Genomic DNA, 16144 nt, shown 5'->3' with positions numbered 1-16144 from the left:
ATATAAATATGAAAGGTATTATATTAGCTGGGGGATCAGGTACAAGACTTTACCCTGTTACAAGAGCATTATCAAAACAAATGGTGCCCATATATGACAAGCCAATGATCTATTATCCCATGTCAGTTTTAATGCTTGCTGGGATAAGAGAAATATTAATAATTTCAACACCGAGAGATTTACCAGGCTTTAAGGAGTTATTTGAGGATGGTAGTGAACTAGGCTTAAAAATAGAATATGCGGTTCAAGAAAATCCAAATGGATTAGCAGAGGCTTTCGTAATAGGAGAAGAATTTATTAAGGATGATAGCGTAGCAATGATACTCGGGGATAATTTATTCTGGGGTCATAACTTTTCACAAAGTCTTATGAAAGCTGCAGGGCTAAAGAGTGGAGCTGAGATTTTTGGATATCAAGTTAAAGATCCAAAGTCTTTTGGAGTAGTGGAGTTTGATAAAGAAGGTAAAGTACTTTCATTAGAAGAAAAACCAGAAGAGCCAAAGTCTCAGTATGCTATACCAGGACTATATTTTTATGATAACACCGTTGTGGAAAAAGCTAAAAATCTTAAACCTTCTAAAAGAGGAGAACTTGAGATCACCGATTTAAATGAGATTTACATGAAGGAAGGAAAACTTAAGGTTAATTTACTAGGACGAGGACTTGCATGGCTTGATACGGGAACTCATTCTTCAATGCTCAAGGCTTCAAATTTTGTAGAAGCGGTGCAAAGTACTCAAGGTACATATATAGCTTGTCTTGAGGAGATTTCTTATAGAAAAGGTTGGATAACCATGGATGAGCTTAAAACACTAGCAGAGCCACTATTAAAAGGTGGATATGGGGATTATCTAATGGATATTGCAATGGAATATAAAAAAACAAATAAAGAAGCAATAAAAGAAGTAGCAGCTACAAAGTAATAAGCTAAATAGAGGAGTGGAATTGAATGCAAAACCCCTTAATTTCAATAATAGTACCAATATATAAAGTAGAAACTTACATAAAAAAATGCGTCGACAGTATATTAAACCAAACATATAAAAATCTGGAGGTCATCTTAGTTGATGATGGATCTCCAGATAATTGTGGTAATATCTGCGACGAATATTCATTAATAGATAGTAGAGTTAAAACAATACATAAAAAAAATGGTGGATTAAGTTCTGCTAGAAATGCGGGACTTGATATTGCTTGTGGTGAATATATAGGATTTATTGATTCGGATGATTGGATTGAAAGTGACATGTATGAATCATTATATAAAACTATAACAGAACGTAAAGCTGATATTTCTGTTTGTGGTAGGTATATTGTAGAGGAAGGTAGAATAACAACAATTTCAGATACGGAAGAGGTTTATGTATTCACAAAACAAGAGGCATTATCACAGTTAGTTCTTGATGAGCATGATGGCATTAAGAATTTTGCATGGGACAAGCTTTATAAAAAAGAACTGTTTGAGACTATTAGATATCCAGAGGGAAAGTATTACGAGGATATATTTACTACATATAAATTGTTTTCGATGTGTAATTTAATTGCAGAAATTAAAAGTCCTAAATATTATTATCTTCTTCGAGAAGACAGTATTTGTGGCAGCAACACTCCTAGTAAAAGATATGATTATTATAAAGCTAACATGGAGTGCTTAGAATATATAAAGAAAACAGAGCCGGAATTATCAGATATGTGCGAGAGGCAATTATTTAATAGATTACATTTTTGCCTTAATGACATATTGGTATTAGATTACAAAAAGAATGAATTTACAAATGAGGTTGAAGAAATTTTAAATAAGCTAATAGAAAACGCAACTTATTTAAAAGAGAATAAAAAAATGGGATTAAAACAAAAGGCATCTTTAACGTTTATTGCTAAACATCCTAAGTTGTATGCTTCTATTTATCCTAAACATAAGGAAAACAAGATAAAAATTAAACATATAGTAAAACCAGTTATCCCAGGCAGGATTATAAATAAAATAGAGTCATATAAAGAATTTGAACAAGGCTACAAAGAAACAAACTATTTATATGAAATAGATAAAGATAAAAACCACATTTTCCTTATAGGAACACCACACCATGGTAATTTGGGAGATCAAGCTATTGTATATGCAGAAAATAAGATATTAGAAGATAATTTTAAAGATCATAAAATTATAGAAATAACTACTTTTGAACTTAAGAATCATTTAAAAAGTTTAAAAATGAATGTTAAAAAAGGCGATGTATTTGCATTACATGGTGGTGGAAACTTAGGAGACGAATACTACTGGGAAGAAGAAGGTAGAAGAACAATTATTGATGGTTTCAAAGACTATAAGATTATAATGTTCCCACAATCTATTTATTTCAAAGACACTGAGAATGGGAAAAAAGAGTTTGAGAAAACTAAACTGATTTATAATCAGCATAAAAATTTGACTATGATTGCAAGAGAAGAGACTTCTTACAAAGTAATGAAAGAGGCTTTTCCGAGCAATAACGTAATTTTAACTCCAGACATTGTTATGTATTTAAATAAAAGTTTTCCTAGATATGAAAGAAAAGGTGCGTTATTAAGCCTTAGAAAAGATAGAGAAGGGGTTTTGACTCTCCAGCAAAAAGATGAGATTAATAATATGGTTCAAAGTAACTTTGATAAAGTAATTATTACAGATACAGTAGCAGAATGTAAAGGCAGCGAAAATGAAGTCTTAGAATATATGATTAATGTTAACCAAAGAGAAAAAGAATTAAACAAAAAATGGGACCAATTTAAAAAGGTTGAAGTAGTTATTACTGATAGGTTACATGGAATGGTATTTTGTGCAATTACATCAACGCCTTGTATTGTTATCGCAAACTATAATCATAAAGTTAAAGATACTTACGCATGGTTAAAGAATTTAAATTACATTAAATTTGTGAATAGCATTGAAGAAATTCCATTGTTAATAAAAGAACTTAAAAATGTTCAAATTAAAGCATATGATAATGCATTTGCACTAAAAAATTATGACAAGATATTAGAAATAATTAGAAACTAAATAAATAATATAAGAAAAACACTACAAGTAATGGAATTGAGGTGGGCCTAAGATTTGAAGAATGGTATGAGGAAAGCTGTAGTTATAACGTATATTACTATAATACTGGGGAATGTAATTTCATTGGTCTATACACCGTTTATGTTATCCAAACTTGGCAAAGCTGAATATGGATTATTTTCACTAGTAAATTCAATAGTAGCATACATCTATTTGCTAGATTTAGGATTTGGGAATGCAGTAATTAGATACAACTCTAAGTATATGGTAGAAAAAAATGAAGATGGCCGAAAAAAAGTAAACGGAATGTTCTTAACTCTGTATTTGATTTTAGGACTTATTTCATTAGTAATAGGAACAATAATATATTTCAATTTGGGAAAAATCATGGGTAAAAATTTAAGTCCTGATGAAATCATTAAAACTAAGCAAATGTTTATGGTTGCTATATTTAATATTTCATTATCGTTTCCGCTAAGTATATTTAATTCAATAATAACAGCACATGAAAAATTTGTGTATATAAAAGTCATTAATCTAGTTAGAACGATTTTGAATCCTGCGATAATGATAACTGTATTATTATTTGGATCTAGAGCCTTTGGAATGGTTATAGGATCAACAGTATTTAATCTACTACTAGGGTTAATGAACGTAATTTATTGCTTTAAAATATTAAATTTAAAAATAAAATTTGCTGGATTTGATAAAGTACTGTTTAAAGAAATATTTAGGTATTCTTTTTTCGTGTTTTTAGGTGCAATTGCATATCAGATTTATTGGAATACAGATCAACTTATTCTGGCAGTTTTTGTAGGCTCGGCTCCTATTGCTATATACGCAGTTTCATCGCAATTTAATACATACTTTATATCTCTATCTAATGTTTTATCAAGTATGTTTTTGCCAAAACTCACAAAAATGGTTACTACCGAGGAAAACAAAACAGAGCTAATGGAAGTACTAACAAAAGTAGGACGGATCCAATATTATATATGTTGCTACATTTTTGTAGGTTTTATATTAGTAGGGAAACAGTTTATTACAAGGTGGGTTGGGGATTCATATTCGTATTGTTATGTAATTGCTATAATACTAATGTTTCCTCAGATTTTCTCGATTATTCAATCACTCTTTGCTACAATGCTTGAAGCGATGAATAAACATAGAGTCAAGGCGTACATATACCTAACTATCGCAGTCGTCAATGTACTTATATCAATAGTATTAGTACAAAAATATCAAGGGCTTGGCTGTGCAATTGGTACAGCAATCGGAATGATTATAAATGCTGTAGCAAACAATATATACTATAAATATTTTATAAAGTTAGATATTAAATACTTTTGGATGCAAATATTAAAATTAGTAATTCCAAGTTTAATTACATTTGGTTTAGGATTTTTAGTTATAAGTATCATGAGTCCAACATCATATATTTCAATATTGATATTTGGTATCTTATTTTCAATAATATTCTTTATTGTGTTCTGGATGCTAGGATTTAATAATTATGAGAAAAATGTATTTGTGTCTGTAATTAGAAAAGTAAGTAATAGAGCATAAGTTAAAAGGTAAAGAATTAAAAGCGAGGTGTTTCCCATGAATAGTGGTGGACAGATGTTAGTGTCTGTAATTATGAGTGTATATAACGAAAAAGAAAAATGGTTAATGCAGGCGATAGAATCAATCCTTAACCAAAGTTATAAAAAACTAGAATTTATCATTATTTTAGATAATCCAGATAATAAGAAATTGAATGACATAATCAAATTTTATAACAAAAAAGACAGTAGAATACGTTATTTTGTAAATGAAAAAAACATGGGATTAGTTAAAAGCTTAAATAAAGCATTAGGTTATGCAAAAGGTGAGTTTATAGCAAGAATGGACGCAGATGATATATCAATGACAGACAGGTTTGAAAAACAGATAAATTACCTTAATAACCATCCAGATGTTGATTTCCTGGGCGCTAGGTGTATTAATATGGACGAAGATGGTGTGGAATTATACAGAGATGCAATAATACCTGCCGACATGAAACTAATAAAAAGCTGCCTCGTAAATGTAGATTTTGTTAATCATCCAACATGGTTTTTTAGAAAAAAATGTTCGGATAAGAATAACGGCTACAGAGAAATTACTTGTGCAGAGGATTATGACTTTTTATTAAGACTGATAACTAATGGATTTAAGCTTGCGAATTCTAATGAGTTCTTAGTGAGATATAGAATTAGAAGGAGTGGAATTTCGCAAAGTAATTCACTGCAACAACTTTTATATTCTAAACACGTTGTTAAGATGTATAAAGACCGAGTGAAATATGGAGTTGAAAAAGAAACAGTAGAAGATTTAAAGAATATTAAAATAGATGAAAATGAAGAAAAAAAATATAGCAAAGCCTTAGAAGGACTTAGCAAATCAAAACTTTATAAGAAAAAAAATGAACTTTACAGAGTTTCTTTAATTCTTAAAAGTTATATGTTATCAAAATATTTAAGAATTTTATTAAAAGATATTACTGTGCACAAACTCAAGAAGGTGATGTCTCGTTGAATACAGTAGATGTAAGTATTATAATACCTGTTTACAATGTGGCAGAATATTTAGCTACTTGCCTTGAGAGTGTCATTAAGCAAACTATTAAAAGCAAAGAAATTATCATAATAAATGATGGGTCTACAGATGGTTGTTATGAAATACTTGCAGAATATAAAAAAGAGTTCCCAGAGCTAATCATTATAAATCAAGAAAATAGAGGTATTAGTGAAACACGAAATGCCGGGCTCAGAGCAGCAACAGGAGAATACATAGCATTTGTTGATTCGGATGATTTTGTTGAACTAAATATGTTTGAAAAAATGTATTTAGTGGCTAAAAGGGAGAATGCTGATGTTGTTATCGGTGATTACATATTATATAACGATATAACGGATAAAGAAAACTTAAATGAAGATATATCAGATAAAGAGATAATAGATAGATGTATATCAGATAAATACGAAATCGAAGGAATTGATAAAGAGGGACATATAGATAAAATTGAAGCTCTTAAGATGTTTTTATTAAATGATATCAAGGCCTATGTGTGGAATAAGATTCACAAAAGGGAGATCTTCACCGAAAAGAAGATTATGTTTCCTAATTTTAAAGTTTGTGAAGATACTCCTGTTGGGTTCCTATTACTTGCAGGTTCAAATAAAATTTACTCAATGGGTGAACCTTTATATTATTACAGGCAAAGAGAAACATCTTTAACAAAAACATTTTCGATAAAATCAATGGAGGATATGTTAGAGGGCTGTTATATAATGAGAGACTATCTAGAAAAGAATCCCCTGCTTGATGAAAAGTTAAAAGACTATTATAGGGTGTACTTAATAAAAACACTATGGGCAATCCATAATAAATACTTCCTAAAATATTGTCAGACTGGTCAAAGAAGCAATTATACTGAGTTTAGAAAGATAGTATCAAAACAGGTAAAAGGTATAAAGATATCTGAACTAATAGGCAATAAGAAGCTAACCCTTAAGGATAAAGTCAATGCGTTACTTATAAAGACAGGAAGTTATGGTCTTATATTCCCAATATTATATAAGCTTAGAAATCAAAAAGCCAATTAAGGAGTGTTATTATGCCTCAGATAAGTATTATAGTCCCAATATACAATGGAGAAAAATATATTAATAAGTGTTTAGAGATGATAATAAATCAAAAGTTTAAAGACTTTGAATTAATAATAATTGATGATGGATCTACTGATAATAGTTTTAATATGTGTAATGATTATGCAAAAAAGGATTTAAGAATAAAAGTGATTAGTAAAAAAAACGAGGGAACCTGGGCTGCAAGAAATAGAGGAATAGATGAATCCAAAGGTAAATACATTATATTTTTCGATTGCGACGATTGGTATGAAGACGATCTGCTTGCGGAAATGTACCAGTGCATTGAAAGTAATGAAGTTGACCTAGTTATCGCAGGGCAAACAAATGTAACTGTAGATAAGAATGGAAAAACTATAAGAATAGCCAAAGTACAGCCGAAAGGACACTTCTTCAGAACTAAAAATGATATTTTAGATAATTACATTCTTTTGAGAGAAGAAGAAATTGGAGATACGTTGTGGAACAAGATCTATAAATCAGAAATCATTAAGAAATATAATTTGAAATTTGAAAAGTATAAACGTGGAGAAGATACAATATTTAATGCTAATTATTATGAGCATATAGATAAATGTATAGTAATAGGCAAAGCTTTTTACAGCTACATAATTGAAAATTCAAACCCAGTATGGTTAAAGTATTCAGAAAATTATTTAAATGTTGTATCAGAAGAAAACGACATGATTGTAAGCAAGCTTATCAAGTGGGGTAAATATAACGACGATGCCATGGAATATCAATCAACCCATTTTACTTATCGTATAATCGAATATTTTTATGGGGTAGCTTATCCTAAAAATGGTTTAAGTTATAAAAGTAAGTGTGAAAAAGTACTAGACATAATAACAAATGAGGAAGTAGAAAAAAACTTAATAGTTTCTAATGTAAATGGGAAATTTAATAAATTAATTAGTAAGTTAATGAAATCAAAAAAAATTGTATTAATATTATTTCTAATAAGAATTAAATTAATACATAATAATATAAAAGATCATAACGGATTATAAAGCACTAAATCGGATTATAAATTACCACGGAGGTATTAATATGAACAAGGAAAATACTGTAGACTACAGAGAGTTTATAAATGTAATAAAAAGAGGTAAATGGATAATACTACTGATTACATTGTTACTAACATTTACAGCAATATCAGTTAGTTATTATACAATGAAAAGCTCGAAAGCGAGTTACCAAACCATAACAAGCCTTGTAATAGGTAAAAAGGAAGATATAGCCAAATCAACAGTTACAATTGGTACATATGAGACTATTGCAAATTCCAGTACTATTGCAAAGAACATTAGTGCTGCTTCAAAAGGAGCTTTATCTGCTTTAGAAGTGAAAAATAGTTATGAAATTACGGTATCAGATGGTGCTCCTATAATTATAATCACAGCTACGGGAGACACACAAAAAAAGTCCATGGAGATAGCAAGCGCTGTTAACGTGGCTTTTACAAATGAAGTTGTAAGAATATATCCTACAGAAGCAGTGAATATTATGGAGGATTCAGTCCAAAATGGCATTCAAAATAGTACATTTAAAATTAGAAATGTAGTATTGGCATTTTTACTAGGACTATTTCTTTCAGTATTTATTGTAACCTTTAGAGGATTTTTCGATGAGAAAATTAGAACTAAAGATGATGTAGAGAAATACTTGGAGCTTGATGTTATCGGAACCTTGCCTAAAAGAAAAGGAAAAAAAATATAACGACATTTTAGAGAGGAGTGGTATTTAATGGAGAAAACAAACCACATAGAAAACCTTAATTTAGATACAATTAACACTAAAGCATTTTATAAATTAAAGGCAAATATACAGTTCCTATGTCCTGATGAGGAAAGTAAAGTTATTATGATATCTAGTGCAGAAAAAGGTGAAGGTAGGTCTACTACAGCAGCATATCTTTCTTTGGTCTTAGCGCAAAGTGGTAAAAAAACTGTACTTGTAGATTGTGATCAAAGGAATTCGCAGATCCACAATATGTTTAACTTATCGAATGATAAAGGACTTGTTAATTTTCTCTCAGGAGATATTAAGTTTGAAGTTGCAGTTAGAACTACTAAGCAAAAGTGTTTATCTATAGTGACTTCTGGCCCAACGTCATTAAATTATGCGCAGCTTCTTGTTTCAGAAAATTTTAAAAAATTTTTATCAGCGTTAAAAAAAGATTTTGATTATATAATTATGGATACTTCACCACTTACATCGGGCGTGGATGCACAGGCTTTGTCAAAAGACGTTGATGGTTGTGTACTTGTGGTAAAGCATGGCGATACAGAAAGAAAAACAGCAATAAAAGCTAAAGAAATTTTAAATAAAGCTAATGCCAATATTATAGGTGTTTTTATAAATCAAACTAAATAATAAGGAATTAGAGATGGAAATATTACAAAAACAAAATAGGGGTGTAAACAGATGACAAATATATTCATAATAGGTTCTAAAGGAATACCAGCTAAATATGGTGGTTTTGAAACTTTTGTAGAGAAGTTAACACTTTATAAAAAAAGTAAGGATATTATGTACCATGTATCTTGTATGGCTGAAGATGACGAAGAATTTTATTTTAATAAAGCAAGATGTTTTAATGTTAATGTAAAAAATATAGGACCAGCTAAAGCAGTGTTGTATGATTTACAAGCGCTAAGTAAATCTATAAAATACATTGAAGAAAACAAATTACGTGATACTACAATTCTTGTTCTTGCCTGTCGCATAGGACCATTCTTAGCATTTTATAAGAAAAAGTTAAAAGATCTAGGAATAAGTCTTTACATAAATCCTGATGGACATGAATGGAAAAGAAGCAAATGGATTATGCCAATAAGGGCTTACTGGAAATATTCAGAGAAGTTGATGGTTAAAAATTCAGATTTACAAGTATGTGATTCAAGAGGTATAGAGGAGTACATACAAACAGAGTATATGAATTATAATCCTAAGACTACATTTATAGCTTATGGGGCTGAACTTGCCAAATCTAAGTTAGATGGAAAAGACAAGGCAATAACTAATTGGCTTGATAAATTTTCAATTAAGAAAAAAGAATTCTACTTAATAGTTGGAAGGTTTGTACCTGAGAATAATTTTGAGACTATGATAAGAGAATTTATGAAGTCTGATGTTGATAAAGATCTAGTTATAATTACAAACGTAAAGAAAAACAAGTTTTATGAGAAGTTGCTAAAGGAGACTAACTTTACAAGTGATAAGAGAATAAAGTTTGTGGGAACTGTATATAATAGTGAACTTCTTAAAAAAATAAGAGAAGAAGCATTTGCATATATTCATGGACATTCAGTAGGAGGAACAAATCCTTCACTACTTGAAGCGATGTCAAGTACAGATATTAATTTACTCTTGGATGTTAGTTTTAATAAGGAAGTTGGAAAAAATGGGGCACTATATTTTAATAAAGAAGATGGTGATTTATCATCTACAATAGACGATGCTGAACATTTGAAAAAAGCTGAGACTGAAAAGATATCCCAAACATCTACAAATATTATTAAAAAGTTTTATTCTTGGGACAAGATAGTAGATGATTATGAAGAACTTTTCTTATAGATAAAGGAGGTGTTACCTTATTAAGATATTACATTATTCTCTAGGGTTACCGCCATTTCGAACAGGAGGATTAACTAAATACTCTGTAGATCTTATGTCAAACCAAGTTGAAAATGGTGATGAAGTGTCATTGTTATATCCAGGGCATTATTCACTTAATAAAAAGCAACACATTGATAAAGATACAACTTTTAAGAAGATCACAGTATATGAGTTATTAAATCCAATCTCTATTCCACTATTAAGTGGAATACCAAGTCCTCGAGACTACTTAAAAAATGTAGATATAAATATCTACATTGATTTTTTAAAGGGATTAGATGTAGAGGTTATACATGTTCATACATTGATGGGACTAAATAAAGAGCTGATTACAGCTGCGCAGAAGTTAAATATAAAAACCATATTTACATCTCATGATTATTTCGGAATATGCCCCAAAGTTAATCTTATTGATTTGCAAGGGGAAATATGTACCGATTATAACAATGGGAAAAACTGCATAACATGTAACGCAAATGGTTACAGTAATTCACTAGTTACTTTAATGCAATCAAAGACTTATAGGATTTTAAAAAACAGTCCCATTCTAAAAAAATTAAGAGCATATAAACAGAGTTTAATTATAAAGAAAAATAAAGACCTAACTAAACCAGATCAGAAGCAAATAGAAGAAAAAGACGATAATAAAATTAATGCTAGTATAAACAAAAACTCTAATCAATCTGCGCTGGGTTATGTGACCTTAAGAAAATACTACATAGACATCTTAAATAATATAGATTTTATTCATTATAACAGCTCGGTTTCTAAGTATGCATATGAGAAATACATAAAAAAAGAAAATAGCAGAGTACTTAATATTACTCATTCAAATATAAAGGATAGTAGAATAAAAAAGAATTATAATGCTGAAAAGCCTTTAAAAATAACATATATCGGATCCATAGAAAAATATAAAGGTTTATACTTTCTATTAGATGTACTTAAAAAATTATTAAAAAATGATATTAATAATTGGAATTTAGATGTTTATGGAAAAAACGTAAACATAGATACAAATCATTTTATGAAGAAAGTAGAGATTAAGGGAACTTATGATTATACCCAATTAGAGAACATATTTAAGAATACGGATGTATTGATAGTGCCGAGCATTTGGTATGAGACATTTGGATATATAGCTCTAGAGGCATTTTCTTATGGAGTACCCGTAATTATAACAGATCTAGTAGGGTTTAAGGATATGATAAATCCTGGCGTAACTGGTATCATAATCAAAGCAAGTGAAGATGAATTATATAATAATTTGCAGTCTATAATAAAGGACAGAGAAAGATTATCATATATTAATCAAAATATAATTGAGCTGCCAAGTATTTATACAATGGAAAAGCACACTCAGGATGTAATGGAGTTGTACAGGAGGTGATTTAATGGAAATATTAATGGCATTGCTATATTGCTTTCATCAGATGTTTGCCAATTTACCATTTGTCAGTAAAACTTTAACTGGCAATTTGGATCTTTTTTATGCTCTAGGAATGCTAGGGATAATTTTTATTATCTTTAAAAGAAAAAGAGATATTTCGCTCTTAATACTATGCGCGTTGCCTATAGTATGTTATGGAATCCTTCAAGGAATCATTATAGAAAATCTGGAGATGCAAAAACTGTTGGTTAATATTTCTAAAATTACTATATGCATTTCATTAATGGTTCTTGCATGTGGCAAAATACATGATTTTAAAATTAAGAAGTTTGTTGATTATGTATGTAGAATATACTTAATTCTTACACCTATTGCCTTTTTATTTAAGAGCAATGAGTATTTATGGAGGCTGCATGATACTATAAATAAATATAGCCTTGTAAGACTAAATTTATTTTATATAGAGCCTAGTGAATTAGGATTTCACTTATCTTTTATAATAATTATATTAATGTATTTAATTATTAAAGAAAAAGTTAGGAAAGTAAGAGTTAAGTATATAATATATATGATAGATACCATATTTTTATTGGCATTATCTGGAGCTTACGGATCTTCAGTAATGTTGTTTGGAACTATAGGATTCGTATCATTTGTAATTCTAATAATGAATGTGAATTTTAAAAACATTTTAGTTGGATATGGATTAACAATAATATTCACTTTGACAATAATATTTTTTATTGTTACTAAGTCATCGATGTATATGAGAACAGTTGATACGTTAAATGGAAAAGATTCTTCCAATAGTTATAGGGTAAATGTTACTCAAAAATTTACGAGTACTGCTATAACTAAGACTAACGGGGTCGGAGTAGGGCTTGGTAACCTGAATACAGATAGAACAAGGAAGATCTTCAAATCAACTGGAATGACAGCTGTAGTAGCAGCCTCATTTCCATACTTAATTGCAGAAGGTGGAGTGTTTGGAATAGTATATTTGCTTATATTAATTGTATTTTTAACAATTAATGTTATCTTTAAAAAAAATATGTTATTGGCAAATCTTCTGTTATTTAGTTTTTTATATCAGATTTATGGAGGTTACTTTACCAATCCAGTAAATTGGATTGTGTATGGATTAATACTAAGTCAATGGACACCTGAACAAATTGAGTTAGAAGATAATTTAGACATAAGAAAAGAGATAATTTAATAAATTATCTCTTTTTTTTGTGTTTGTGAATATTAAATTAAAGATGATGCACGTATTGCAAGCCTGTCGGCTAAAAGATTTTTTTATTTTGCGATTGTCATTCTAGCATATTCATGAAGTCCAATCTTGAAACCTGTTATTGAATTACTATCTATCTTGTTGTTTTGATTGGTATTAGATGTCGAATAAATACCACTCTTAGCTATAGATTCACCACTTGAGCTAATCTTATTATTTTTAATTGTTATATATTGAGGTTGTGATTTACCATTTGAGTCAAGTAATATTCCATTACCTTTTTGAACAGAATTAGTATCATTTTTGCCATTTGTATTTTGTATAGTGTTATCTGTTATTATACATTTGTAGCTTCCGGCAGTTATTTCAATGCCATTATTCTGCGCTGATAATACTTTGTTTCCTGTAACAGTCGTTCCTGTTGTATGAAACAGACATATTGCTCCTAAATTACCAACGCCAGCCACTGATTCTTCTACCACGTTGTCTTTAACAATATTATTATTAGATTCCCATATCTCTATTTGATTAAATCTGTTGTTTTTACAAGTGTTGCCTATAAGAGAATTAGAACTTGTGACCTTCTTGCTTCCTCCATAGATTGTAGCACCTTCTTGACCATTTCCTTCGCATTGATTATTGCTTGCAAGGGAATCAGTGGTACCTTTTCCAGTGGTTGAATTATAAGCAAATATTACACCTTGCCCACCGCTGTTTTTTAAAATATTATTTGTTACTTTAATTTTTGAACCATTTAAACTGTAAACATGACCGCTTATTTGTTCTTTTTCATAACCACCAAAAACTTTAGCGTTATCAAACTTATTGTTATCAATTGTAATGTTAGAACTATCATTATCTATTAGTACTCCATATTTGCGAATATCGTAGAAAAATGAATTTGTAATTAAGCTATCGGTTGCCCCAGAATAATTAATTGCTGCAAAATCAATTTTATTTGTGAATCTGCAGTTTGATACCTTAAGTCCTTTTTTATGTGTAATACTTAAAGCTGTACCACAACTTTGAAATTCTATTCCTTGAAAGCTGTTATTATTACCTAGATTAAATAAAGTGTTTTTGCCAGTTCCTTTAATTACAACATCGGCTTCGCCAATTAATTTTATTCCATCTTTTAATTTAATAGTATTGTTAAAAGTATAAATACCCTCTGGTAATTCTATTGTACTTCCACTAGGATAGGAATCTACCATTTTTTGAAATCCCGCCGAAGTGTCTGTTTTTCCAGTTATGTCTAATGAGTATTTTTGAACATCACTTTTCTTAATGTCTTGAACCGCTGGTTTTTTTGGTTTGTTAATAATTGAAAACGTAAAAATCGATATTATAATTAATATTGATATCATCATAATTATTGTTATTTTATTTTTTAGAAAACTCATATATTCACCCTTTATATCCTTATTATTAAATTTGCTATAACCTAAATTATACTATAGTATGCACTAGGCTTCAATGGTAATTCATTACTGAAAATATTCTGAAATAAAAATTGAATGTACTTAGCGTACATTCAATTTCATATAAACATAATTCTCTAATAATATTGTTGGTTTACGTTCTACGAAGGAATATAAAATATATGATACTACCAAACTTAAGTTAAATGATATTAGAACTAATAATAAATAATTAAGAGACAGTGAAGTAGTAAATATATCAGTATTAATATACTTTTTTACATATATTAATACAAGATAGTGGACTAAATAAAAGGAATAACTAATTTTACCAAGATAATTAAAGAGCTTATTATCAAATAATTTAAAGAAAGAACTAAATTTTTTATCAACAAACCAAACGGAATGAAGTGAAAAAATTAAAAGTATGAATAGTAAACTAATTAAAATATTTTCATAAGGTAAATTTAAGTATGAGATTATTATAATAGAAATTATAATACAAATCACTGATAGTTTAGAATGCTTTCTTATTAATTTTATTTTAGAAATATTTATATCTTGAAAAAAATAAAACATAAATATTCCAGATGAAAAAGTGAATAGCCAATTAATTGGTGAAAAATATAGCCATGAATATGTCGTCGCATCAATAGCTTCGCTAACATATAGAAAATGTATCCTTAAACTAAATACTATGGAAATGAGTAAAGTAATAACAAACAATATAAATGAATTTTTAGCTGTTAAATATTTTTTTAACTTATATGGGATTAGAACTAAAAATGAAAAAACTAAAGTGTTAAAAGGAAACCATTCTACTTTTAAAATATTATTGACATTAATTTTGTCTAATCCATATAGGAAAGTAAAGTGCATAAGCATATTACTATAAGTTATGTTTAGTTCCTTTTGCATTACTGTAAGATTTAAAATATATGCAACTAATAATACACAATAAAAAGGTGGTGCTAATCTGAAAAATTTTCTTGTTGCATATTTTACGAAGAAATTTTTTCTAACAGTCTTATTCATAAGACTTCTAAAGATTGTGTAACCACTGATTATAAAGAAAATAGCAACTCCCAAACGACCAGTATATAGTAATTGTTCAATAGAAAAGGGCAGTGTTCTAATATTAAATAAAGAAAAAAGCATTGTACTATGGACAAGAAACACCCCTAGTATCGCTATTCCTTTGCATGAATCAAGATAATCAATTTTCTCCATTGTATTCTCCTTTTGTCGATTTACATTGATAATGGTACAGCCATTTTAAAAATTAATTAATAAATCAATTGTATGATTAACTATAACCCGAAAACACGCTAGTATTGGTATGAAATCATAATATAAAATTCGACTATTTGACATAAATATTTTAATTTCCTTATAATTTATCCTAATTTGACATTGTAAGTATAAAATACATAAGTTATATTGTCAAATGATATAGTATATACGAAAAAGAATTACAACAACTATTCACTTAATTACTTTAATAAAATAGTAATTTACATAAATTAAAAAATAAAGGATAAAGTCTACAAAATTTGTAGACTTTATCCTTTATCTAAATCCAGTTTTTTAGTATATTTTCGAAATTCGAATTATATTACATTATAAAATTTACATCTATAAAAAAAAGCACCCTAATTTATAGAGGCCACTGAAAAAAGCACTCTTTTTTCAGTAAAGTTTTTAGGTTTGAACAGAAAAAGCATGAGATACCCATATTTTTGGGTATCTCATGCTTTTTACTTTTATATTTAA

The 16144-nt window shown here is 28.8% G+C and carries 13 protein-coding genes; 11 read left to right on the top strand and 2 right to left on the bottom strand.

Translation table 11 applies throughout. The features are described from left to right. Window positions 1-8: 8 nt before the first annotated feature. The 11 genes from rfbA to KPL55_RS07775 all read left to right on the top strand — a co-directional run bounded on the left by rfbA (window position 9) and on the right by KPL55_RS07775 (window position 12932). A complete protein-coding gene (gene rfbA / locus KPL55_RS07825) occupies window positions 9-923 on the top strand; it encodes a glucose-1-phosphate thymidylyltransferase RfbA (protein ID WP_216306158.1) in 915 nt (304 codons plus the stop codon). A 26-nt stretch (window positions 924-949) separates the two neighbouring features. After that, window positions 950-3034: a glycosyltransferase gene (locus tag KPL55_RS07820; RefSeq protein WP_216306157.1), complete on the top strand. Its 2085-nt coding sequence runs from the start codon at window positions 950-952 to the stop codon at window positions 3032-3034. Between the two features lie 54 nt (window positions 3035-3088). Then, a complete protein-coding gene (locus KPL55_RS07815) occupies window positions 3089-4600 on the top strand; it encodes an oligosaccharide flippase family protein (RefSeq protein WP_216306156.1) in 1512 nt (503 codons plus the stop codon). 36 nt (window positions 4601-4636) lie between these two features. Next, complete coding sequence (locus tag KPL55_RS07810) at window positions 4637-5593, top strand: glycosyltransferase (protein WP_216306155.1); 957 nt, start codon at window positions 4637-4639, stop codon at window positions 5591-5593. Next, window positions 5590-6663 carry a glycosyltransferase family 2 protein gene (locus tag KPL55_RS07805; protein ID WP_216306154.1) on the top strand — a complete coding sequence of 358 codons (1074 nt, stop codon included), beginning with the start codon at window positions 5590-5592 and terminating at the stop codon, window positions 6661-6663. The genes KPL55_RS07810 and KPL55_RS07805 overlap by 4 nt, the downstream gene beginning before the upstream one ends. Before the next feature lie 11 nt (window positions 6664-6674). Further along, window positions 6675-7715, top strand: coding sequence for a glycosyltransferase family 2 protein (locus tag KPL55_RS07800; protein ID WP_216306153.1), 1041 nt, complete (start codon window positions 6675-6677; stop codon window positions 7713-7715). A 40-nt stretch (window positions 7716-7755) separates the two neighbouring features. Beyond that, entirely contained in the window at window positions 7756-8424 is a 669-nt protein-coding gene (locus tag KPL55_RS07795; RefSeq protein WP_216306152.1) for a YveK family protein, read from the top strand. A 27-nt stretch (window positions 8425-8451) separates the two neighbouring features. Next, the gene (locus tag KPL55_RS07790) at window positions 8452-9081 is read left to right on the top strand and encodes a CpsD/CapB family tyrosine-protein kinase (RefSeq protein ID WP_216306151.1); all 630 of its coding nucleotides are present in this window, start codon (window positions 8452-8454) and stop codon (window positions 9079-9081) included. A 51-nt stretch (window positions 9082-9132) separates the two neighbouring features. Next, the gene (cps2T, locus tag KPL55_RS07785; RefSeq protein ID WP_216306150.1) at window positions 9133-10284 is read left to right on the top strand and encodes a beta 1-4 rhamnosyltransferase Cps2T; all 1152 of its coding nucleotides are present in this window, start codon (window positions 9133-9135) and stop codon (window positions 10282-10284) included. Window positions 10285-10378: 94 nt separating this feature from the next. Continuing rightward, on the top strand, window positions 10379-11716 hold the full coding sequence (locus KPL55_RS07780) for a glycosyltransferase (protein WP_216306149.1): 1338 nt from the start codon (window positions 10379-10381) through the stop codon (window positions 11714-11716). A gap of 4 nt (window positions 11717-11720) precedes the next feature. Next, entirely contained in the window at window positions 11721-12932 is a 1212-nt protein-coding gene (locus KPL55_RS07775) for a hypothetical protein (RefSeq protein ID WP_216306148.1), read from the top strand. An 83-nt stretch (window positions 12933-13015) separates the two neighbouring features. Here KPL55_RS07775 and KPL55_RS07770 read toward each other — a convergent pair whose 3' ends face one another. After that, on the bottom strand, window positions 13016-14353 hold the full coding sequence (locus tag KPL55_RS07770) for a right-handed parallel beta-helix repeat-containing protein (protein ID WP_216306147.1): 1338 nt from the start codon (window positions 14351-14353) through the stop codon (window positions 13016-13018). 120 nt (window positions 14354-14473) lie between these two features. Further along, window positions 14474-15601, bottom strand: a complete 1128-nt coding sequence (locus KPL55_RS07765) for an acyltransferase family protein (RefSeq protein WP_216306146.1) — start codon at window positions 15599-15601, stop codon at window positions 14474-14476. Window positions 15602-16144 lie beyond the last annotated feature (543 nt).

It is taken from the genome of Clostridium lacusfryxellense, from assembly GCF_018861735.1.
In the GTDB taxonomy this organism is placed as follows: Bacteria; Bacillota; Clostridia; order Clostridiales; family Clostridiaceae; genus Clostridium_AD; species Clostridium_AD lacusfryxellense.
This window is presented reverse-complemented; position numbering and strand designations above follow the sequence as displayed.